19 protein-coding genes and 2 pseudogenes are annotated in these 21,166 nt (G+C 67.7%); 16 read left to right on the top strand and 5 right to left on the bottom strand.

What is annotated here, in order from left to right; all coding sequences use genetic code 11:
- Positions 1–12: 12 nt before the first annotated feature.
- Together rplN and rplX are read left to right on the top strand one after the other, a co-directional pair.
- Positions 13–381: a 50S ribosomal protein L14 gene (gene rplN / locus HMPREF1008_RS03335; RefSeq protein WP_009278420.1), complete on the top strand. Its 369-nt coding sequence runs from the start codon at positions 13–15 to the stop codon at positions 379–381.
- 14 nt (positions 382–395) lie between these two features.
- Positions 396–713, top strand: a complete 318-nt coding sequence (rplX, locus tag HMPREF1008_RS03340) for a 50S ribosomal protein L24 (RefSeq protein ID WP_009278421.1) — start codon at positions 396–398, stop codon at positions 711–713.
- A 490-nt stretch (positions 714–1,203) separates the two neighbouring features.
- Here rplX and HMPREF1008_RS03345 read toward each other — a convergent pair whose 3' ends face one another.
- From HMPREF1008_RS03345 to HMPREF1008_RS03355, 3 genes are all read right to left on the bottom strand, one after another.
- Positions 1,204–1,926, bottom strand: coding sequence for a class I SAM-dependent methyltransferase (locus HMPREF1008_RS03345; protein WP_009278422.1), 723 nt, complete (start codon positions 1,924–1,926; stop codon positions 1,204–1,206).
- A 169-nt stretch (positions 1,927–2,095) separates the two neighbouring features.
- A complete protein-coding gene (locus HMPREF1008_RS03350; RefSeq protein WP_009278423.1) occupies positions 2,096–4,933 on the bottom strand; it encodes a transglutaminase domain-containing protein in 2,838 nt (945 codons plus the stop codon).
- A 115-nt stretch (positions 4,934–5,048) separates the two neighbouring features.
- Positions 5,049–6,371 carry an alpha-L-fucosidase gene (locus HMPREF1008_RS03355; protein ID WP_009278424.1) on the bottom strand — a complete coding sequence of 441 codons (1,323 nt, stop codon included), beginning with the start codon at positions 6,369–6,371 and terminating at the stop codon, positions 5,049–5,051.
- 304 nt (positions 6,372–6,675) lie between these two features.
- On the opposite strand from HMPREF1008_RS03355, the gene HMPREF1008_RS03360 reads away from it, so the two are divergent.
- From HMPREF1008_RS03360 to HMPREF1008_RS03395, 8 genes are all read left to right on the top strand, one after another.
- The gene (locus HMPREF1008_RS03360) at positions 6,676–8,373 is read left to right on the top strand and encodes an ABC transporter substrate-binding protein (RefSeq protein WP_009278425.1); all 1,698 of its coding nucleotides are present in this window, start codon (positions 6,676–6,678) and stop codon (positions 8,371–8,373) included.
- A gap of 108 nt (positions 8,374–8,481) precedes the next feature.
- A complete protein-coding gene (locus HMPREF1008_RS03365) occupies positions 8,482–9,402 on the top strand; it encodes an ABC transporter permease (protein ID WP_009278426.1) in 921 nt (306 codons plus the stop codon).
- Between the two features lie 13 nt (positions 9,403–9,415).
- On the top strand, positions 9,416–10,363 hold the full coding sequence (locus HMPREF1008_RS03370; RefSeq protein WP_009278427.1) for an ABC transporter permease: 948 nt from the start codon (positions 9,416–9,418) through the stop codon (positions 10,361–10,363).
- A gap of 9 nt (positions 10,364–10,372) precedes the next feature.
- Complete coding sequence (locus tag HMPREF1008_RS03375) at positions 10,373–11,479, top strand: ABC transporter ATP-binding protein (RefSeq protein ID WP_009278428.1); 1,107 nt, start codon at positions 10,373–10,375, stop codon at positions 11,477–11,479.
- Positions 11,472–12,455, top strand: a complete 984-nt coding sequence (locus HMPREF1008_RS03380; protein ID WP_009278429.1) for an ABC transporter ATP-binding protein — start codon at positions 11,472–11,474, stop codon at positions 12,453–12,455. The genes HMPREF1008_RS03375 and HMPREF1008_RS03380 overlap by 8 nt, the downstream gene beginning before the upstream one ends.
- A gap of 140 nt (positions 12,456–12,595) precedes the next feature.
- Positions 12,596–13,111, top strand: coding sequence for a hypothetical protein (locus HMPREF1008_RS03385; protein ID WP_009278430.1), 516 nt, complete (start codon positions 12,596–12,598; stop codon positions 13,109–13,111).
- Positions 13,108–13,302: a helix-turn-helix transcriptional regulator gene (locus HMPREF1008_RS03390; RefSeq protein WP_009278431.1), complete on the top strand. Its 195-nt coding sequence runs from the start codon at positions 13,108–13,110 to the stop codon at positions 13,300–13,302. Before HMPREF1008_RS03385 ends, HMPREF1008_RS03390 begins: the two co-directional genes overlap by 4 nt.
- 256 nt (positions 13,303–13,558) lie before the next feature.
- On the top strand, positions 13,559–14,086 hold the full coding sequence (locus HMPREF1008_RS03395) for a GNAT family N-acetyltransferase (protein ID WP_009278432.1): 528 nt from the start codon (positions 13,559–13,561) through the stop codon (positions 14,084–14,086).
- Positions 14,087–14,127: 41 nt separating this feature from the next.
- On the opposite strand, the gene HMPREF1008_RS03400 is transcribed toward HMPREF1008_RS03395, so the two are convergent.
- Positions 14,128–14,754, bottom strand: coding sequence for a uracil-DNA glycosylase family protein (locus HMPREF1008_RS03400; protein ID WP_009278433.1), 627 nt, complete (start codon positions 14,752–14,754; stop codon positions 14,128–14,130).
- A 100-nt stretch (positions 14,755–14,854) separates the two neighbouring features.
- Between HMPREF1008_RS03400 and HMPREF1008_RS03405 the strand changes: the two genes are divergently transcribed.
- The 3 genes from HMPREF1008_RS03405 to feoB all read left to right on the top strand — a co-directional run bounded on the left by HMPREF1008_RS03405 (position 14,855) and on the right by feoB (position 18,654).
- Complete coding sequence (locus tag HMPREF1008_RS03405) at positions 14,855–15,799, top strand: EamA family transporter (RefSeq protein ID WP_232202824.1); 945 nt, start codon at positions 14,855–14,857, stop codon at positions 15,797–15,799.
- A gap of 639 nt (positions 15,800–16,438) precedes the next feature.
- Positions 16,439–16,666, top strand: coding sequence for a ferrous iron transport protein A (locus HMPREF1008_RS03410; protein WP_009278435.1), 228 nt, complete (start codon positions 16,439–16,441; stop codon positions 16,664–16,666).
- The gene (gene feoB / locus HMPREF1008_RS03415; protein WP_009278436.1) at positions 16,663–18,654 is read left to right on the top strand and encodes a ferrous iron transport protein B; all 1,992 of its coding nucleotides are present in this window, start codon (positions 16,663–16,665) and stop codon (positions 18,652–18,654) included. Before HMPREF1008_RS03410 ends, feoB begins: the two co-directional genes overlap by 4 nt.
- 237 nt (positions 18,655–18,891) lie before the next feature.
- On the opposite strand, the pseudogene HMPREF1008_RS03420 reads toward feoB, so the two are convergent.
- A pseudogene (locus tag HMPREF1008_RS03420) lies at positions 18,892–19,239 on the bottom strand (methyltransferase domain-containing protein); the annotation flags it as partial.
- A gap of 65 nt (positions 19,240–19,304) precedes the next feature.
- Between HMPREF1008_RS03420 and HMPREF1008_RS10150 the strand changes: the two are divergent.
- The 3 genes and pseudogenes from HMPREF1008_RS10150 to HMPREF1008_RS03435 all read left to right on the top strand — a co-directional run.
- A pseudogene (locus tag HMPREF1008_RS10150) lies at positions 19,305–19,625 on the top strand (ATP-binding cassette domain-containing protein); the annotation flags it as partial.
- Positions 19,622–19,807 (top strand): hypothetical protein, encoded by a 186-nt coding sequence (locus HMPREF1008_RS03430; protein WP_009278440.1) that lies wholly within the window; start codon positions 19,622–19,624, stop codon positions 19,805–19,807. The pseudogene HMPREF1008_RS10150 and the gene HMPREF1008_RS03430, both read left to right, overlap by 4 nt.
- A 124-nt stretch (positions 19,808–19,931) precedes the next feature.
- Positions 19,932–21,098 (top strand): DUF389 domain-containing protein, encoded by a 1,167-nt coding sequence (locus tag HMPREF1008_RS03435; protein ID WP_009278441.1) that lies wholly within the window; start codon positions 19,932–19,934, stop codon positions 21,096–21,098.
- Positions 21,099–21,166: the final 68 nt, after the last annotated feature.

Below are 21,166 nucleotides of genomic sequence, written 5' to 3' on the forward strand. Positions count from 1 at the left end.
GAGGAACAAGCAATGATTCAGATGGAGACCATGCTCAACGTCGCTGACAACAGCGGCGCCAAGCGTGTGAAGTGCATCAAGGTACTTGGTGGCTCCAAGCGTCGTTACGCCGGCCTTGCAGACGTCATCATGTGCGCCGTCCAGGAGGCCACCCCTGGCGGATCCGTCAAGAAGGGTGACGTCGTCCGCTGCGTCGTCGTGCGCACGGTCAAGGAGACCCGCCGCAAGGACGGCAGCTACATCAAGTTCGACCAGAACGCCTGCGTCCTGGTCAACAAGGACGGCGAGCCCAAGGGTACCCGCATCTTCGGGCCCGTCGCCCGCGAGCTGCGCGACCACAAGTACATGAAGATCGTCTCGCTCGCGCCTGAGACGCTGTAGGGAGTGAGTAGCAGATGGCAAAGATGAAGATTAAGAAGGGCGACCAGGTCGAGGTCCTGTCCGGCAAGGACAAGGGCAAGCGCGGCGAGGTCATCAAGGCCATGCCCGCCGAGGGCAAGGTTGTCGTCCGTGGCGTCGCCATGGTCAAGAAGGCCCAGCGCCCGACCCAGCAGGGCCAGCAGGGCGGCATCGTGGAGAGGGAGGCGGCCATCGACGTCTCCAACGTCGCGATCGTCGACCCCCAGACCGACAAGCCCACCCGCGTCGGCTATCGCTTCAACGAGGACGGCAAGAAGGTCCGCTTCGCCAAGAAGTCTGGTGTCGAGCTCTAGGGAGCGAGTCACCGCCAGTGCGAACGTCGGGTCCCCCATCCGCCAGGGTGGGGGACTTTTTGAAGTCATTCTCGTCCGGAGGCGCTCGTTTGCTTGTGTTTTCCCGCCGGCTGATGCCGAGAAGCACAAGCAAATTCGGGTCACGGGGCGTTTTTGCTTCGAACCGTCGATTTGCTTGCATTTCTGACTTAGAGAAGTGCAAGCAATTTGATGCGTCAGAGCCGTCCTCGTCCAAAATGGGCAATTTCCTTGTGTTCAGGAAGCCGAGAAGTACAAGCAAACTGAGGCAGCGGCGCCATTCTCGCCCGGAAGCTCCGTTTGTCGGTGGTTTGGAAGACGAGAAGTGCCGACAATCGTTGAAGTTCGGTCCGACTTCACCCCGAGGTGGCTGATCGTCGGTGGTTCCACGGGAGAAAAGTACCGACAAGCGAGAGGCCGCGCTCCGGGCTTGCAGGGCTCCTGGTGGCGGGGTCCCGGTGCCCGTCCTCCCCTAGGCTTGGGGTGGGGGCACAATCACGTCGTAGCGGACGGCCTTGCCAACGACGCTGTGACCGGGCTTTCTCCCCGCGAGGAAGGGACCCTTGGGCGGCCGCTTGATGACGACCTTTCTGGGACGCGCCGCCAAGGCCGCCGCAAGCAGCTCGTCCTCGTCCGAAGCCGGCGCCTCGATCCGATGGATGAGCTGGAACTTCTTCTTCACCAGGGCGCTCTTCTGCCGGGCGGGGAACATGGGGTCCAGGAAGACCACGTCTGGACGAGCGCCACCCTCGTTGAGGGCCCGTAGCGCGACCATGCTGTCGCCCTCATGCAGGTGCATGCGCGCCACGAGGTGCGCGAGCTCGCCCTGCGACTCCGCGCGGTGCAGCGCGTCCCGTAGGAGCTCGAAGATTACCGGGTCACGCTCGTAGAGGTCGACCTCGAACCCGGCTGCAGCCAGGAGGAGAGAGTCCTCTCCCAGGCCGGCGGTGGCGTCGACGGCGCACGGGCGCTCGACGCCCTTGACCCGCGCCGCCTTGACCAGCAGCTCCCGCGCCAGGGCGTGAGGCCTGAGGCGCGGGATGAGCCGGGCGAAGTCTCCTCGCATCCTCATGTCCTCCCCGCAGAGCCAGAGGCCTGACTCGTCCATGAGCAGGCTGGGACCAGAATCCCCATCCTCTGGTGTGCCAGCCAGTAGCTCGGACCCCAGGTGAGAGGCGACCTCCTTCGCGGCCATGCGACAGGACTCGGAAGCAAAGTGGACGAGAGGCGCGGATGACGACGGCTTGGCCGGCGATGATGCCGCTTGCGCGGGCAGCGCGGCGGGAGTGGGCAACGGGCCGGAGAGGGCGCGTGCTCCGCCTGCCGGTCGCTGTCCGCCTCGTGGCATCATCCGTCCCCAGTCCCTAGGCTAGCTGCGCCAGGCGCAGGGCAAGGGCCACGCTGCCCACGTTGTAGCCCCCCACCGCATAGAGCCCGCGGAAGACGACGTCGCCGTCCGTTGCGCCTGCCGCCTCGCCCTCACCGGCCTTGTCGCACGGCTGCACCAGGAGCATGAGAGGCAGCTTCTCCGGGTTGGCGTACATGCGGCGCGCGAGGCGTTCGGGCAGCTCGTCGAAGTCGTCGAAGAGCACCAGCGCGGACCCCAGCGCGTCGAGGGCGCGCATGAGCGTGGGGTCGTCGTAGGCCTTCGGGCTCCGGCACACGAGGAGCAGGCCCAGTCCGGCCTCCCGAACCTGGTCGGCCTGCTCGCGCAGCTCGTTGAGCAGATGCTCGGTGGGCTCCTCCGCCTCCCCCAGGAAGGCGACGATGCCCGCCTTGCCTGCGCCGCTGCGCCGCAGCGCGTCGCTGGCGCAGGCGGGGGACCCGTCCGCTGCGTGCAGCGCAAGCTCGGGCAGGGGGATGTCCTGCAGCATATCGGAGGCCTCGGGCACGCGTGTACGCAACGGCAGCTCGAGCTCCCCCTCGCCTTCCACAAGACGAAAGATCGCCTCGGAGGCCTGCTGGCTCCCGTTGGGGAGCCGGGTGGTGCTCACCAGGCGCCAGGTCCCCAATGGCAGCTCGAGTGTCAGGCCGCCCTCGTCCGCGCTCGTGCCCCAAAGCTCGAGCGAGGGGAAGCCCAAGGACCCCTGCCCTCCTCGCTCGGTGTAGGCCTGGAGCCTTCCCAGGGTCCAGTCGACGAAGCAGGACTTGGTCCCTCCGGCGGTGGCACGCAGGCGCACCCTGCGGGACTTGGGGCGAGGGGGCTCCTGCGCGGGCACGAAGCGGCCGCCCTCGAAGAGCTCGGGTGCGAGCGACTCGGGGTTGACGCGGGCCGGGTGGCCCAGGCAGCGGCAGAGGGCAACGAAGAGGGTGGCGCGCGTGACGGGGGAGGCGTGACGGCCGCGCAGGGCGCCGACGGGGCCTCCCGCGAGCTTGGCGAGGTCCTGCCTCTCGTCGAAGCCCACGTTGCGCTCGAGCCAGTCCCAGATGGCGCGCGGGTCGCCATGCATGGCCTCGAGCTCGCCTGCGTCGAGCTCGCTTTGGAGCCAGCCGCGCAGGGGGCCGCGCCAGGCGGTCAGGTGCTCGAGGCCCACGCGCGGGCAGAGCACGTAGCGCTCGTAGACGCGCTGTGCCTCGTCAGGCTCGATGCCCTGCGCTGCCAGCAACCCCAGCGTGCGTCCGCAGACGGCGCGGGCGCCATGGAGCTGCTCCTCGAGCACGTCTGCCCTGAGGTCGCGGAAGTCCTTGTCGGACAAGGTGGAGAGAAGCCCTAGGCGGTCCGCCTCGAGCGGGCCCTGGGCCGCAGCTGCCACGTCGTCCGCCGAGGTGCCAGAGAGGAAGCGGGCGACTTCGCCGGCGTTGCCGAGGGCGAGGCGCATGAAACGCTCGATGCGCGCGTGGTCCTCCCGGTTGGCGCGAGCCACGAGTCCGTCGGCGAGCTGCGCGCCCTCGTCCAGGAAGCTCGCGACACGCCTGCGACGCAGCTCGTCGACGCTCGCCTTGCGCCCACGTCCGCGCTCGAGCTGCTCCGGCGTGGGGCGGCAGGAGGGGGCGGGGTGGTCCTCCGGCGCCCGCACGTCCACGTCATGCCAGGTCAAGACCTCCGCGCTGCCTACGGGCGAGGTCCACTGCCAGCTGCCGGCCTCGCGTCCGGGCGTAGGATCCGCCCCGGCCTGGCCCGCCCCAACGGGCTCGTCGCCGGCGCCCCTCTCGCCCAGGATGAAGTCGAGCTCGTGGAGCTCCGCCGTGTCGATGGTACGCCACGCCATGCGCCCGCCGCTCGTCACGCGCACGCGCAGGCCCCCCAGCCCCACGCTCACGCCAGCCTCGCCCGAGGCGTCGGTGACCAGGCAGGTCGCCGGGGCCCACTGGGCGGAGTTCAGGATTTCGAGGCAGACGGTCGCCCCCTCGACCGGATTGCCGCCCTCGTCCGCGACGTGCACCGCGAGTCGCACCGTCCTCGTGTAGGAGGGGGTCACGCCAATCAGGTGGGTGCAGCCGTTGCGCCCGGCGTCCTCGCCGCCCAGCTGGTCGAGGGCATAGTCGGAATAGACCGTCGTGCCCATCATGAGGGCCCGTCCCGCCGCGTTGGTGAACCACCCGCGGTCGAGCGCCTCCTCGGGCTCGCAGGCGCCCAGGTAGTGCCAACCGCCGTCGGCGTAGGCCTCGACCCATGCATGGTTGTCGTCACAGTGCGCCCACCAGGGGGTGTAGATCTGGCGCGCGGGGATGCCCACGCTGCGCAGGGCGCTCACCAGGAAGGTCGACTCCTCCCCGCAGCGGCCGTCCCCGCTTGCCAGCATGGCGAGCGGCCCCAGGGTACGGCCGTCCGACGCCTGGTAGGTGGCCATCTGGGCACACCAGTAGTTGATCTCGAGCACGGCCTCACGCTCGTTGAGCCCCGTGACGCGCTCGTGCAGCTCACTCCAGAGCGGGGGGCGGCAGTCGGTGAGGGGCTCGTTGTTGACGCGGGGACAGAGCACGAAGTGCACGAAGAGGGGCTCGGGCAGCTCGCGGGTCCAGCCCAGGCCGCGCCGCAGCATGAGGGAGTGACGCACGTAGGAGACGAGGACTCCCGGCTCGACGTCGAGGACGTCGGAGAGGGGCAGCGTGCCGAAGAGGTAGCGCAGGAGGCAGGCTTCGTCCTCGTCGGCGCTGGCGTCCACGGTCGCGGTGGCACGTGCGCGGGTGACGTCGTCGAGCAGGGCGAGACGCCCCTCGAAGCAGTCGCGCGCGTAGTCCTGGAGTTCCTTGCCGAGCATGAGGCTCCTCTCGCCTGGGTGTGTCGGTGGCTTGTGGTTCGGCTTGTGGTTGCGAGGCCTTGGGTGGACGCGGCCCACGCGCCTTCGTCCCTTGCGTGGGCGGACATCCCGCGCCCTACTTGTCCAAAACGAGCTCCAGCACGGTGTCCAGCGGGTCGGGAAGCTCCGTCGCCGCACCGAGGTCCGCAAACGCGACGTCGGCGTAGTCGCTGTGGGTCCAGCTGGACGAGAGGGGCACCTCGCTGCCGTCCGCGAGTATCCTCACACTGCGGATGCTCGCCTTGGGCACGCCCAAAAGCGGCACGGGGCCCACGTGGGGCTCGTGCAGGTGCAGGTAGTAGTGGTTGCCCCTGCGCGTCACGCGTCCCTGGTCGAAGCGAGCAAGGTCGACGCCACCTCCTTCGGCGCTGCCGCAGCCATAGACGCTCGCGCCGTTCTCTCCCATCCAGCGGCCCAGCTCGCGCAGACGCTCCATCGACGCGCGGGGGATGCGTCCGCGCGCGTCGGGACCCACGTTGAGTATGAGGTTGCCGCCCTTCGACACACACTCCACGAGCGAGCGCACCAGCGTGCGCGGTGACTTCCAGTTGTCGTCGCGGGCGGTGTAGCCCCAGCTGTCGTTCATGGTCAGGCAGGACTCCCAGGCCAGGGGGCGACCCTCGGCGTCCGTGAGCCGCCAGGGCGGGATGATGCGCTCCGGCGTCACGAAGTCGCCGTGGTAGGGGGTGGGCGCGCATTCGGCAAGGGAGCCCATGCCCTCGCCGCTCACCTCGAGGCGGTTGTTCACGATCACGTCGGGCTGGAGCTCGCGTACCATGCGCATGAGCTCGGTGGCGCCCCAGCGCTCGCCGCGCATGTCGTCGTACGAGAAGTCGAACCACAGCAGGTCGAGCCTGCCGTAGTTGCTGCAGAGCTCCCTCACCTGGGCGTGCATGAAGCGCAGGTAGCGCCCCCAATCGCGACCCTCGTTGCCGCATTCGGGATGGTTGCGCAGCGGTGCCTGGCGGTCGCCGTACTGCGGGAAGTCCGGGTGGTGCCAGTCTATGAGCGAGAAGTACAGCCCCACCCTCAGGCCCTCGGCGCGCACGGCCTCGACGAACTCGGCCACGACGTCGCGGCCGAGCGGTGCGTGCACGGAGCTGTAGTCGGTCTGTGCCGTGTCGAAGAGGCAGAAGCCGTCGTGGTGTTTTGCGGTCATGACCACGTAGCGCATGCCCGCCTCGCGCGCGGCGCGGGCCCAGGCGCGCGCGTCGAGCTCGCGAGGGTCAAACTCGTCGAAGTAGGGCCGGTAGGAGGCGTCGTCCATCTCCTCCGTGCTGCGCACCCACTCGCCGCGCGCGGGGATGGCGTAGAGGCCCCAGTGTATGAACATGCCGAAGCGGTCGTGGAGCCACCATGCCATGCGCCTGTCGTAGCGCTCCCTGTCGAACTCGTACAACCGTGCTCCCCTCGTCGCGCGCATCATCACGCTTGGCGAAAACCTCTCCCCTCCGGCGGGTTGCCGTTGGGCGAACTGTTGCCAAGCGAAGCCGGTTCCGAGTATGAATCTATATGAATCATGAGGGGGCAGTGCCGCATGGGTCCGTCGCCCAGAAGGCGAAAGTTCCCGGAGAGCGCGCAGAGGTTCGTCTCCCCTCGGTCATCTTGCACGGCCCCGTCTCGCGACCGCGGACGGGGACAGGTCAGGAGGGGCCCGTCCCGTCGGGGTGGGCCGGGCGCGTCGTCCACAAGGAGGAAGTCGCATGCTTCAGAATCACGAGGTTTCCGCTTCGGAGAAGGGAATGAGCCGTCGTTCGTTCCTGGGCTATGGCGCCATCGGCGCCGGCCTGCTGGGCGCTTCCCTTGCCGGCTGCGGCAAGAAGGGGAGCGATGCCACCACGCCCGTCGAGTCCGGCTCCGATACTGCCGCCGCGGAGGTCGACGCTGACGGCTTCGTCGTCAAGGCCACCAAGACCGACGGCAAGTCCGCGGACAACGACCTCGTGATCGCCATCGAGGGCACCATCCAGAACCTGCACCCCATGAACTGGTCGGACGGCAACTCCGGCAACGTCTGCTACTACATGTACGAGACCATGGTCGCCCACGACGAGGACTACAACTTCGTCCCCATGCTGGCCGAGAGCTGGGACGTCTCGGATGACGCCCTCACCTACACCTTCCACCTGCGCAGCGGCGTCACCTTCAGTGACGGCACCCCCTTCGACTCCTCGGTCGTCGTCACCAACTACAACGAGGCGGTCAAGAAGGAGAACGGCTGGCGTCGTCGCCGTACCTTCGTGCAGACCCTGGACGACGGGAGCGAGAACTACCGCGTGGCCAAGGTCGAGGCGCCCGACGCCAACACCGTGGTCTTCACCCTGTCCGCGCCTTACTCGCCGTTCATGAACAGCATCTCGCAGTTCTACCTCATCAACCCCAGCGCCGCCGTGGACCCCAACTACAACTACCTGGCACAGTCTGCCGGCACCGGTGCCTTCACGCTCAAGGAGTGGGTCAACGGCGACCACACCACCATGGTGCCCAACCCCAGCTATTGGGGAGAGAAGCCCACGGTCGACTCCGTGACCTTCCGCGAGGTGCCCGAGGCGGGCGCGCGCATCGCCATGCTCCAGACCGGCGAGGCCGACTTCGTGTATCCCACCCCGTCCGACCAGATTGCCACCATCAAGGGCGCGGGCGACATCAACCTCAAGGCGCAGAAGTCAACCACCATGCGCTACGTCACGCTCAACACCAACGTGAAGGAGCTCTCTGACGTGCGCGTGCGCCAGGCCATGAACTACGCCTTCGACCAGAAGGCGTACGCCGAGGTCCTCTATTCCGGCTTCGCGGACCCCGCGACCTCCGTCCTGCCCGAGAAGCTCCACTCCTACGAGGCGCAGACGCCCTACGACGTGGACCTCGACAAGGCCAAGTCCCTCCTCAAGGAGGCCGGCTACCCCGACGGCTTCAAGCTCACCCTCTGGGGCGACAACTCCACGCAGGAGACCAAGGGCATGACCTTCGTCATGCAGCAGATGGCCCAGATTGGCATCACCGTGGACGTCCAGCCCATGGAGCCCGCCACCGTGGCCGACAAGACGGCCCTCCCCGCCGACGAGACCGAGCTCCAGATGTGGTACGTCAACTGGTCCCAGAACGACGCCGACGGCTTCCTGCGCTCGCTGCTCTCCAGCGGCATGGTGCCCCCCACGGGCTACAACACCGCCTTCTGGAAGGACGACGAGTTCGACGCCAACCTGGAGAAGGGCAACGCCGCACCGACCCAGGACGAGCAGGACAAGTACTATCGCGAGTGCCAGAAGATTGCCTGGGAGAACTGCCCCTGGCTCTTCCTTGCCACGGACGACTCGCTCTTCTCGTACAAGGAGTACCTCAAGGGCGTCCGCATGATCCCCATGGGCATCGACGCCACCCACGCGACGCTCGAGCGTTAGCGCGGGCGCGGGGCCGGGCGCGTCCCGGCTCACACGTCAGGAAACGGATTGGGCTTGCCGGCCCCCGAAGGCCGGCAAGCCCTTTTGGAGCAAATGAGGAGGCGGAAGATGGGGCGCTACTTCCTGAAGCGCATGCTTTCGATGATCCCCCTGTTCTTCGTCATCTCGATCGTCGTGTTCCTGTTCATCCACCTGATCCCGGGTGACGCGGCACGCATGATCGCCGGCAAGAACGCGACGGGCGGGGACATAGAGCTCATCCGCCAGCAGCTCGGCCTGGACAAGCCCCTGCTCCGGCAGTACCTGGACTACATGGGTGGCCTCTTCACCGGAAACCTGGGGATGTCGTACAAGAACAGCCAGACCGTCTGGTCGCTGCTCGTCCCGCGCTTCCCCATAACCATCTACCTCACCATCTGCTCGATCACCTGGTCGGCGCTCATCGGCATCTTCCTGGGCGTCGTGTCTGCCATCAATCGTGGCAAGGCCCTGGACCTCGTGGGCATGGTCGTGGCCATCTCGGGCCTCTCCATCCCCAGCTTCTGGCTGGGCCTCGAGCTCATGCAGCTCTTCTCCGTCGCCCTGGGGTGGCTTCCCACAGGCGGCGTGGACGACTGGCGCGGCTACATCATGCCGTCGCTGGCAATGGGCGCCGGCATTATGGCCATCCTGGCGCGCGTCACCCGCTCCTCGATGATCGAGAACCTGGGCAAGGACTACATCCGCACCGCCCGCGCCAAGGGCCTGCCCGAGTCCAAGGTCATCATGCGCCATGCCTTCAAGAACTCCTCCATCGACGTGGTCACGGTGGCCGCCCTGCAGATCGGCGCCCTCATCGCGGGCTCCGTGGTCATCGAGACCGTCTTCTCGATTCCGGGGATGGGACGCCTCCTGGTCGACTCGATCAACTACCGCGACTACCAGGTGGTGCAGGCGCTCATCATGTTCTTCTCGCTCGAGTACATGGTCATCAACCTCTTGGCGGACGTGCTGTACGGGGTCATCAACCCCCGCGTCCGCTTCGACTAGGAGGACGTGCGACATGGCAGAAAAGACCAAGCTGAAGGGGGCCCCGGGCGAAGGGGACGCGACCGCCGCGACCGCAGGGGCGGGCGCTTCGGAGTTCGCCCGCGGTGAGGAGCTCCCCCGCGCGCAGAGTCCGGCCAGGCAGTTCCTCAAGAAGTTCCTGCGTCGCAAGACCGCCGTGGCGGGGTTCGTCTTCATCGTGCTCATGTTGGTCATAGCCGTCATCGGCCCCTCCGTGGTGCCCTACGACCCCAACCAGTACGACTACTCGGCCCTGCTCTCGGGCCCCACGGCCGCCCACGTCTGGGGCACGGACGAGTTCGGGCGCGACGTGTTCAGCCGCCTCGTCGCAGGCACGCAGCTCTCGCTTGGGACCGCCCTCACGGCATCGGTGATCGGCACCGCCGCCGGCGTGGTCTTCGGCCTCATCGCGGGCTTCTGCGGCGGGCTCGTGGACGCCTTCATCATGCGCGTCTGCGACGTGATGTTCGCCTTCCCCGGCATCCTGCTGGCCATCGCCGTCGTCGCGATAATCGGCCCCGGCCTCACCAACGTGATGATCGGCGTGGCCGTGTTCACCGTCCCGTCGTTCGCGCGCATCATCCGTGGCGCCGTGCTCGAGGTGAGGAGCGAGCTCTACGTCGAGGCGGCGCGTTCGGTGGGCTGCTCGTCCAGGCGCATCATGTTCGTCCACATCCTGCCCGGCACCATGCAGGCGCTCATCGTCAACTTCACCATGAACGTGGGCGGCGCGATCCTCTCGGCCTCGAGCCTGTCGTTCCTGGGCTTCGGCGCCAGCGTAACCCAGCCCGAGTGGGGCGCCATGCTCTCGCAGAGCCGCAACTACCTGGCCACGGCGCCTCACCTGGTGCTGTTCCCGGGCCTTCTGATCTTCCTCACCGTGCTCGCGTTCAACCTCTTCGGCGATGGCCTGCGCGACACCCTCGATCCCAAGCTCAACTAGGAGGCGCAGATGCAAGACGCCCTGCTTGAGGTCAGGGACCTCAAGGTCGAGTTCAAGCGCGACCGAAAGTCATGGATCACCGCCGTGAGCGGCGTGTCGTTCTCCATCCACGCCGGAGAGATCGTGGGCCTGGTGGGGGAGTCCGGCTGCGGCAAGTCGGTCACCTCGCTGGCCATGATGCGCCTCCTGAGCAAGGACACCAGCCGCACCTCGGGTTCGGTGGTCATGGACGGCCGCAGCATCCTCGAGCTGAGCGACCGGGAGATGCGAGACGCACGCGGCAACGACTTCTCGATGATCTTCCAGGAGCCCATGAGCTCGCTCAACCCCATCATGCGCGTGGGAGACCAGCTCGCCGAGGCCCTGCGGCTGCACAACGACCTGAGCCGCGAGGAGGTCCACGCGCGTTCGGTCGAGGCGTTGCGCCTGGTGGGCATCCCCGAGCCCGAGGTGACGCTGCGCAACTACCCGCACGAGCTCTCGGGTGGTATGTGCCAACGCGTCATGATAGCCATGGCCATGTCCTGCGAGCCCAAGCTGCTCATCGCCGACGAGCCCACTACGGCGCTCGACGTGACCATCCAGGCCCAGATCCTGGCGCTGATGGAGCGCATCCGCGCCGAGCGCAACACCGGCATCCTCTTGATCACCCACGACCTGGGCGTCGTGGCCGAGACCTGCAGCCGCGTCATCGTGATGTACGCCGGTGGCATCGTCGAGGAGGCGCCGGTCGAGGAGCTCTTCGAGCATCCGCGCCACCCCTACACCAAGGGGCTCATAGCCTCCGTGCCCCGGCTTGGGCGGCGCGTGCACCGCCTGCCGTCCATCCCCGGCAGCGTTCCAGACCTCGCGGCCATGCCTGCGGGCTGTCGCTTCGCCCCGCGCTGCCCCATGGCGCGCCCGGCCTGTGAGGCCAAGGTGCCCGCGCTCGTGCAGGTGGGGGAGGGCCATCGCTGCGCCTGCCCATACGCCGCGGCTGGTGCCAGCGTGGAGTACGCGGCCGGAATCGGCGGTCTGGCTGACGGCGCCGGCGCGGCCGATGCCACCGCCGCTGCGTCGGGGGCCACCGGTGATGTGTCGGCACAAGACGCGAAGGGGGTTCCCACGCATGAGTGAGCCGCTGCTTTCCGTGCAGGACGTCTCGAAGCGCTTCCCGGTGGGCAAGAGCCTCCTCGGCCGCCCAACCGGCTACGTCCATGCCGTGAACGACGTCTCGTTCGACGTCATGCCGGGCGAGACCTTCTCGCTCGTGGGCGAATCCGGTTGCGGCAAGTCCACCACGAGCCGCCTGATAGACCACCTGATCACGCCCGACGAGGGGCGGATATTCTTCGACGGCGACGAGGTGACGGCGCTGAGCGAGCGCCAGATGCGCCCCCTGCGCGCCAAGATGCAGATGGTCTTCCAGGACCCCTACGGCTCGCTCAACCCCCGCATGAAGGTGCAGGACATCATCGGCGAGCCACTCTTGGTGCACACCAGGATGTCCGCAGGCGAGCGGCTCAAGAGGGTGCACGAGCTCCTTGGCACGGTGGGCCTCTCGCCTGCCCATGGCGAGCGCTACCCGCATGAGTTCAGCGGTGGCCAGCGCCAGCGCATCGGCATCGCCCGCGCCCTCTCGGTGCAGCCCAAGCTGATCATCGCTGACGAGCCCGTCTCGGCGCTTGACGTGTCCATCCAGGCCCAGGTGCTCAACCTCCTGCGCGACCTGCAGGAGCGCTACGAGCTCACCTACCTCTTCATCTCGCATGACCTGTCGGTGGTCGAGATGATCTCGGACCGCATCGCCGTCATGTACCTGGGGACCATCATGGAGATGGCGCCCAACGAGGAGCTGTACGCGAGGCCGTGCCACCCCTACACGCAGGCGCTGCTCTCGGCCGTGCCGGTGCCCGACCCCAAGTCCAAGCGCCGCCACGTGCTCATCGAGGGAGACCTGCCCAGCCCCATGAACCCGCCAACGGGCTGCCCCTTCCACACCCGCTGCCCGCACTGCACGGAGCGCTGCGTCAAGGAGTTCCCCAAGATGCGCGAGGTCTCGCCGGGCCACAAGCTGCGCTGCCATTACGACGGGCTCCAGCTTCCGACGTAGGGTACGGGGCCATGCCGAGCTGCCATGAAGGATGCTTCGCCCTTCTCGGGTGTGTCGTGTTTATTTGACAAATGTGCTTGCTTTCCTACAATCGAGTCAAATATATACGACATTTTCCCACCTGAGGTAGGGAGGCTCGCATGCTCGCCCTGGGAATGATCCTTCTTGTGGTTTCGATGGTCGCGGTCATGCTGTGCGTCGCCAACGAGAAGGGCGAGAGGGGCTATGACGAGCGCCAGACCGCGGTGATGGGGAAGGCATACAAGGTCGGCTTCATCCTCAACTCCGTGCTCCTCCTCCTTGCGGCGTTTGCGGTGGAGCTCTGGGGGGATGCCCGTCTCGACCCCGGCTTCCTCATGGTGCTGGTGCTGTGCGTGGACTGCTGCGCGTTTGCCACCTATGCCATCTGGCACGACGCCTACTTTGGGATGCGTAGGAACTACCTGCCGGGGGTCGTGCTCCTGCTCGTCCTGGGGACAGTCGCCCTGGCGATCGAGCTGCCGGACTTCATGGCAAAGCTTGCCGGCGGGGGCAAGCCCGACGTCGGCGATGGCTCGCTCTTGATCAACGCGAGCTGGGCGTTTGAGTCGCTGGTCGCGTTGGCTCGCGTCTGGTGCCTGCGGAAAGAGGGGCATCGGGAGGGCGTGGAGGGATGAGCAACCTTTCCATGAGGCAGGCGCGCGCCGAGGCGGGGCTGTCGCAGCAGGAGCTCGCGGATGCCGTGGGGGTCTCGCGCCAGACCATCAACGCGGTGGAGCGGGGGGACTACAACCCCACCATCAGGCTCTGCGTTGCCATCTGTAAGAGGTTGGGGCGGAGCCTGGACGAGCTGTTCTGGCCAGAGTGACGGGACCTGGGTGAAGGGACCTGGGTGGCGGGACTCCGGGCGACGGTCTCGCTCTCGGTTGCATGGCGGCGTTCGCATGCCCCTCACGGCAAATTAGTGTACATGGACTCGCCGAAGAGCCTCAGAAACCACCCATATCGAGCTTATCCTGGCAAAATGCTGAGTTTGTGTACACTAATCCGGCGCGTCAGACGTGCCGGGCGCATCCGGTGCGTCAGACGTGCCGGGCGCACGCAATCGTCTGGGGGAGAGGCGCATGGACATCACGATTCGCAGTGCGACGCCAGATGACGCGGAGGCGCTGCTTGCCATCTACGCGCCGTACGTGAGCGAGACGGCGATCACCTTCGAGCTCGAGCCGCCCAGCCTGGCCGAGTTTCGCCAGCGCATCGCGCGCATAGGCGCGCGTTACCCCTATCTGGTGGCCGAGGTGGACGGCGAGCCCGTGGGGTATGCCTACGTGGGCGAGTTCCATGCGCGCGAGGCCTACGCCTGCAGCGCCGAGACGGCCATCTACCTGAGGCGCGACCAGCGCGGCAAAGGCGTGGGCCGCAGGCTCTACCAGGACCTCGAGGTCGCCTGCGCCGCGCGCGGCATCACCAACCTCTACGCCTGCATCGCCTACGTGGAACCCGAGGACGAATACCTCACCCAGGCGAGCGTGCGCTTCCACGAGCGCATGGGGTACCGTCTTGTGGGGCGCTTCAACAAGTGCGCACGCAAGTTCGACCGTTGGTATGACATGGTCTACATGGAGAAGTTCGTCGCCGCGCACGAGGGGTAGCCTTCGCGCTCGGCGCGGCAGGAGCGGGGGCTGACGGCGCGCTAATCCCGCAAGGCCTCCGCCACGCGCCTGCGCAGCGCCGGGACGACGTCCTCCTCGAACCATGGGTTCCTGCCCATCCACAGCTGGTTGCGCGGCGACGGGTGCACCAGCGGGAACCGCCCCGGCGCATAGCGGCGGAAGTCCCGTACCACGTCGCCCAGCCGGGCGGACGAGGGGAGTCCCAGGTACCTGCGCATCGCGTAGCCTCCTACCAGCAGCATGAGCTCCGCGCGTGGCATGAACTCGAGCAGGCGAGGGTGCCACTTCTGGGCGAAGCCGGCGCGAGGCGGCAGGTCTCCCGAGCGCCCCGTCCCCGGGAAGTAGAAGTCCATGTTCATGATGGCGATCTTGCCGGAGTCGTAGAAGGTCTCGTCGTCGACGCCCATCCAGGAGCGCAGGCGCTGCCCGCTGCGGTCGTTCCATGGCATGCCGCTGTCCTGCGCGCGCACGCCGGGCGCCTGCCCCACGATCACGATGCGCGCGTCGGCCCCGACGACGAAGAGCGGGTCGATCCCACGTCTCGTGTAGTCCGCGTTCTGGGGGTCGTCGCGGATCTCCTGACGGATGAGCTCGACCTTGCGGGCCGTGTCCGCAGCGTCCCTCTCGCCTTCGCGAGCGTGGACCATCGCTCCACCTCCCTCGTCCGAGCGGGTCGAAAAACGCGTCAGGACTCCTTTTACCCGCCGAGACGCCCGCGAAGCGCTACGGTGGGAGCGCGCGACGCGCATGCTCAAGGGGAGGGGTCGTGTCATGGGTTGGGTTGCTGCGGCGGTGCTTTCGACGTTCTTTGCGGGCGTGGTGTCCGTCCTGGCGAAGCTCGGCATCCAGCGGACGGACTCCGACGTTGCGACGGCCATTCGCACCACGGTCGTGCTGGCCTTCGCCTGGTTGGTGGTGGCCGTCGTGGGCTCGGCTCCGACGATGTCCGCGCTCACCCCGCGCTCATGGGTCTTCCTGGGGCTCTCGGGCCTGGCGACGGGCGCGTCATGGATCTGCTACTTCCGAGCGCTCTCGCTGGGTGACGTCAACCGAGTGGTGCCCATCGACAAGAGCAGTGCCGTGCTCGCGACGCTTCTGGCCATCGCCCTTCTGGGAGAGACCGCCCACCTCGCGGCGAAGCTCGTCTGCACGGCGGTCATCCTCCTGGGCACGCTGCTCATGATCGAGCGCCGCGAGGACGCGGCGGACGGCGGGCGAGAGGGGCGCCGCGGCGAGCAGCCGTGCGGCGGGCGAGAGGGGCGCCATGGCCTGGGGTGGCTCCCCTACGCCATCCTGGCGGCCGTCTTCGCCGCGCTGACCTCCATCCTGGGCCGCGTCGGGATCGAGGGCGTGGAGTCGAACCTCGGCACCGCGCTGCGCACCTGCGTGGTGCTGCCGATGTCCTGGGCCATCGTGCTCCTCCGCGGCAAGCTGGGCGAGCTTCGGTCGGTCGACCGCCGCGAGCTCGGCTTCCTTCTGCTCTCGGGAGTAGCCACCGGGGCCTCGTGGCTCTGTTACTACCGTGCGATCCAAACCGGCGTGGTGAGCGTGGTGGTGCAGATCGACAAGCTGTCCATCCTGGTCTCCGTCGCCTTCGCGTGGCTGGTGCTGAGAGAGCCGCTCACGCGCCGCGCGGCGCTGGGCCTGGCGCTCATGGTCGCCGGCACCGTAGCCATGACGCTGCTGGCGTAGCCGAGACCCGCGCCACACGGAAGCCACTCTCGCCTGGTCTGCGGCTGTCTGACTTGCGGCCGCCTGCCGTACGGCCGCCTGCCGCCGGAATCGCAGTAGCCCGTCGCCACGGCGCCCAATCTTGCAGACGTGGACACTTTTCACGCCGACAGGGGGTGGTTCTGTCCACAACTACACGAAGCGCGATTGCTTTCGACTGCGCCACATGGGTGCCACTCTCGCTTGACTCCACGCGGCCAGGTCCCTGCCGTCCAATCTTGCAGATGCGGACACTTTTCACGCTGCCAGGGGGTGGTTCTGTCCACGACTACAAGATTGGGTCCGCAGCAGCTGGCGGAGAGGTGCGTCACCGGAGAGGCGTCCGAGGCCAGGCGGCCGGCAGAGAGAGCTGCGGGGCCAGGCAGGCTGCCGGAGAGGTGCGGGGCCGGGCGCGTCGCCGTAGAGGCGCCCGGAGCCCAGGCGAACCGCCGAAGAGGTGCCCGGAACCAGCCGCTGGAGGGCAACGCAGAACCGTGCGCCGACGGCGGCGGAGACGTGCGCCCGCCGCGTCCGCATGGAGCTTCTCTCGTCCGATAAGTAAGCTAAAGTGAACTCGACCGCCACCAATTACGGGCGGTCAGGGTCACCAAAGGGGGAAGCATGAATCTATCGAAGGCGACGGCGGGCTCGCGGGTTCGCGTTACGAGGCTGGGCGGCGACATGCGGCAGCTGAGCAGGCTCGCGTCGGTGGGCGTCATACCGGGGAGCGTCCTGCAGGTTCGCAGGAACGACCGGCGCAGGCCCCTCCTGGTCTTCTCCCGCGACACCCTCCTTGCCCTGGGGCGTCGCGGCTGCGATGACATCCAGGTCGAGGAGGTGTCCGCATGAGCGCCCGCAGGCTGCGCCTGGCGCTGCTCGGGCAGCCCAACTCGGGCAAGTCGACCCTCTTCAATCGCCTGACGGGGTCTCACCAGCACGTGGGCAACTGGCCGGGCAAGACGGTCGAGAAGAAGCTGGGCAGCTTCGAGCGAGAAGGCCGCAGCTACGAGGTCTGCGACCTCCCGGGCAGCTACAGCCTCTCGGCGCAGTCCGACGAGGAGCGCGTGACCCAGGACTACATCGAGTCTGCCGCGGCGGACGTCATCGTGGTCATGGCCGACGCGTCGCAGCTCTCGCGCAGCCTCTACATGCTGGCGGACGTCGTGGGCACCACGCTGCCCTGCGTGCTGGCGCTCAACATGATGGACGTGGCCCGCGCCCAGGGAAAGCAGGTCGACGCGTCCCTGCTCCAGGACAGGCTCGGCATACCCGTCGTCCCCCTCGTGGCCAACGGCAAAGAGGGCTACGACGCCCTCATGGACGCGATCGACCGCGCGGACAGGGACTGCCTGGTCCTTGACGCCTCCGCCCTGGAGGACCTCTACAGGCGGCACTCCCCCGAGTGGGTCCGTGCGTTCCGGGACGTGACATCAGACGGGGGAGAGGCCCGCACGTCCGGCCAGCGCGAGCCCCTGGGCTTCGGCCCCGTGTGGCTCGCCGCCCGCGACGCCTCCGCGGATGAGTCCGGTGCCGTGTCGTGCGCCACGGCGCGCTACGCCTGGGTCGATGCGATGCTGGAGGGCGTGCAGTCATCGGACGGTGTTCCCGCAAAGCGCCTTGCCCGCCTCGATGCGGCGCTCCTCTCGCGTCGTTGGGGAAAGCTCGCCTCTACGGGCATCATCCTCCTGGGCCTCGTGGGTGCCATGCTGGTCTCCTCGCCCATCATGCTGGCGGGAATGGCTGTCGTCAGCTCGTTGGAGCTCCCGGCCTACGTCGGGCTCACCTCCGCCGGCGCCAGCGAGTTCATAGCCGCCTACGTGTCCCAGGGGCTCATCACCGCCGTCGGCTACTCCATCGCCATGGCGGGTTTCTGCTTCGGGGCGACCTTCGCCTTCGGCCTCCTGGAGGAGGCGGGCGTCGTTGCCCGGGTGAGCTACGCCTTCGACGACTGGATGGGAGCCCTCGGGCTGCAGGGCAAGGTCATCATGCCCTTCATGATGAGCCTGGGCTGCACCATGGCGGGGGTCACGGGCACCCGCGTGGTCGACTCCTGGGGCCAACGCCTCTTGGCGACCATGCTCACCTGGGCCGTTCCCTGCGGCGCGACCTTCTCCATCATCCCCACCATCGCCATGGTCTTCTTCGGGCCGGGGGGCATGGCCCTCGTCATGGTGGGCATCTTCGTCGTCATGATGCTGGTGATGCTGGTCATATCGAAGGCCTACGGACATCGCCTCAACCCCGAGGGCGAGCGCTCCGGCCTGGTCATGGAGCTGCCTCCGTATCACCGCCCCAAGATCGGCGCCCTGCTGGTCTCGTCGCTCAGGCACGGCGTCGGGGTGTTCAGGCGCGCGCTCACGATCGTGTTCCTCTCGTCCACCCTGTTCTGGGTCCTGTCGTGGTCGCCTACGGGAGACGTGTCGGGCTCGGCGCTCTATGCCATGGGCCACGCCATAGAGCCCGTGACCCGCGTGTTCGGGATGGGGTGGAAGACCTTCGTCTCGTTCCTGGCATCGATGTTCGCCAAGGAGGCTTCGCTGGGCGTCCTCTCGGCGCTGTGCCAGGCCGATTCTGCGGGCAGCCTGTATGCCGCCGCGTCGGCGGCGAAGGCGACGGGCGCCGTCAGCGCGTCGGGCCTCGCGGCGGGAATCCAGCCGGCGGAGGCGCTCGCCTACATGTTCGCGGTGACCTTCAACGTCCCGTGCGCCATGGCGCTCTCCACCACGTACTCCGAGACCCACTCCGCGAAGTGGACCGCGATCATCGGGGCGACCTACTTCGCGCTGGCGCTCGCCATCGCGTTCGTGGTGTATCACGTGGCGGTGCTGTTCGTGTGACGTTGCCACGCCGGGGCCTCGCGACGGGGCCCGGCGCTTCGCGATTGGCGCCATGGCCTCGCGCCGCGACGGGGTTTCGGCGCCACAACGGGGCCCGCGACGGGGCCCCGGCGCCCGATCTTGCAGACGTGGACGCATTTCTCGCCGTTCGGGGGCAATTCTGTCCACAGCTGCAAGATCGGGCGAGCTGGCGTCCCGCACCACAAGATCGGGCGAGCCGGTACCCCCGCGAGTTTCCTACCTCGGCTTGCGTGCCACCATGTGCAGGTGCCAGACCTTGTCGTTCACGAAGGTCTCGATGCCGAGGCCGGCCTTCGAGCACATCGACTCGAGCTCCTTGCGCGAGTAGATGCGCACGTCGCCCTTGTGGGTGAGGTTCGCGAGGGGCAGCTCGATGTGGTTCACCACCCACAGCAGGAGCGCGTTTCCCGTGCTGTCGTTGAGCACAAGCCTGCCGCCCGGGCGCAGCACGCGGAACACGCTGTCGAAGAAGTCCTGCGGCGTGGGGTAGTGGTGGAAGCTCATGGAGCAGATGACGACGTCGAAGGACTCCGCGTCAGGGGGGTGCGTTTGCAGTCTCTTACCACGAACCCTCCTCGTGCGAGGAGTACCGGGCCCTGTGGTCGCTGTCCGCGCGCACGGACGACTGGACGGTCAGGGGCGGGGAGGCGCAGCGCGTCTCCATCGCCCGCGCCATCCTGAAGGACGCGCCCATAGTCATCCTGGACGAGGCGACGGCGAGCGTGGACGCAGACAACGAGCGCCACATCCAGCTGGCGATGAGCGAGCTCTGCCGCGACAAGACGACGCTGGTCATAGCGCACGGGCTGAACACCGTGCGCGACGCCGACAAGATCGTGGTGCTCGAGTCCGGCCGCATCGTCGAGCAGGGCACCCACGAGGAGCTCCTCGCCCAGGACGGGGCGTACGTGCGCCTGCTTGAGGCGGGCAGGACGGGGGTCGGCCGATGAGCGAGACCGCGCGCAAGATGCTGGCGCTCCTCTGCGTCATGCTGAGCCTGTTCCTGATCATGGGCGGGCTGTACCTTCCCGGCGAGTTGCTGGGACCCGCCGCGACGTCCGCGCTCGCGTGGGCGGGCATCGTCCTCCTCCTGGGCGGAAACGTCGCGCTCGCCCTGGAAGAGAGGGACTGACTGACTGGCCAGCGGTGGCGCACCCCTCTCGCCTGCCGCCCCTTCCTCGGCCTACAATCCAAGGCGTCCGCGACGGGCGGGGCAAGGGGAGGGGCGACGGCATGGCCAAGATGACCTGCTGCGCGTGGCACGACGGCTGGCAAACGTGCGCGACGGCCGGGCGAGCCACCAGACCATCCGCCGCCGTATCCTTGCCGGCGCGCGCATAGATGGCACCCACCTCTGCATCCTCATCGTCGCCATGCTCATCGCGTCGGTCGGCCTCAACGTCGACTCCACCGAGTCCGTGGTCGGCGCGATGCTCATCTGCCCGCTCATGGGGTCGGTCATGGCGCTCGCCTACGCAATCGCCACCGCCGACCTGCGCCTCCTGCGCGAGGTGCTGATTGGCCTCGTGGTCCAGGTCGCGATCTGCCTGGTCACCTCGACCCTCTACTTCGTGGTCTCGCCCATCTCGAGCGAGACCTCCGAGCTGCTCACCAACTCAAGCCCGACGGTGTGGGACGTGCTCATCGCCTTGGCCGGAGGATTCGCCGGTGGCATTGGCATCTCGCGCAACCAGGAGCCCGCCACGCTGCTCTCGGGCGTCGCCGTGGCGACCGCGCTCATACCGCCGCTCTGCGCGGCGGGCTACGGCGTGGCCCAGAGTGACCTCGCGTACTTTGCGGGGGCCTTCTACGAGTTCTCGCTCAACGTGGTGTTCATCGCATTTGCCGCCGAGTTCGTGCTGGTCCTGCTGCGCACGCCCCTCAAGCGCGACGTCGACGGGGACGGCGTGATCACGGTGCAGGAGGACGAGGAGGCACGGGAGAGGAGTCGCCGCCTTCGCCGCAGGCTGCTGGTGGGCACGCTGGTCTTCGCGATTCCCTGCACGTTGATGACCGCGCGGCTGGTTCAGGACACCATGGCGAAGAACGACGGCGAGACCTTCGCCATCCAGGACGGCTACGACGTGCGCGCCACCACGCAGGAGCTCGAGGCGGTGTGCCCCGGCTTCGCGTCGTACCGCGTGGGGGTGCTCGACTCGTACGACTCCGGGGCGGGCTCGCTCTCGCGCAAGGTGGTGGCGCGGGTGGTGACGTCGGCGCCGCTGGACGACACGCGCAAGGCAGAGATCGAGGCGCTGCTCAGGGTGCATGTGAAGGACCTCGACGAGGTGAGCTTCGAGTTGTCGAGTACGGGCGCCGACGCCGACGGTGACGCGACAGCGAGCGAGAATGGCTCGCCTGCGCCATCCGATGACGGCTCGGCACCTGCTGCCGCGACTACGTCGAACGCGTCATCTCGATAGCCCCATCTTGTCGTTTGCCACGCTTTTCTCGCCATTTCGAGGCATTTCTGTAGCGAAAGACAAGATGG

This window comes from Olsenella sp. oral taxon 809 str. F0356 (genome assembly GCF_000233535.1).
Taxonomy (GTDB): domain Bacteria; phylum Actinomycetota; class Coriobacteriia; order Coriobacteriales; family Atopobiaceae; genus Olsenella_I; species Olsenella_I phocaeensis.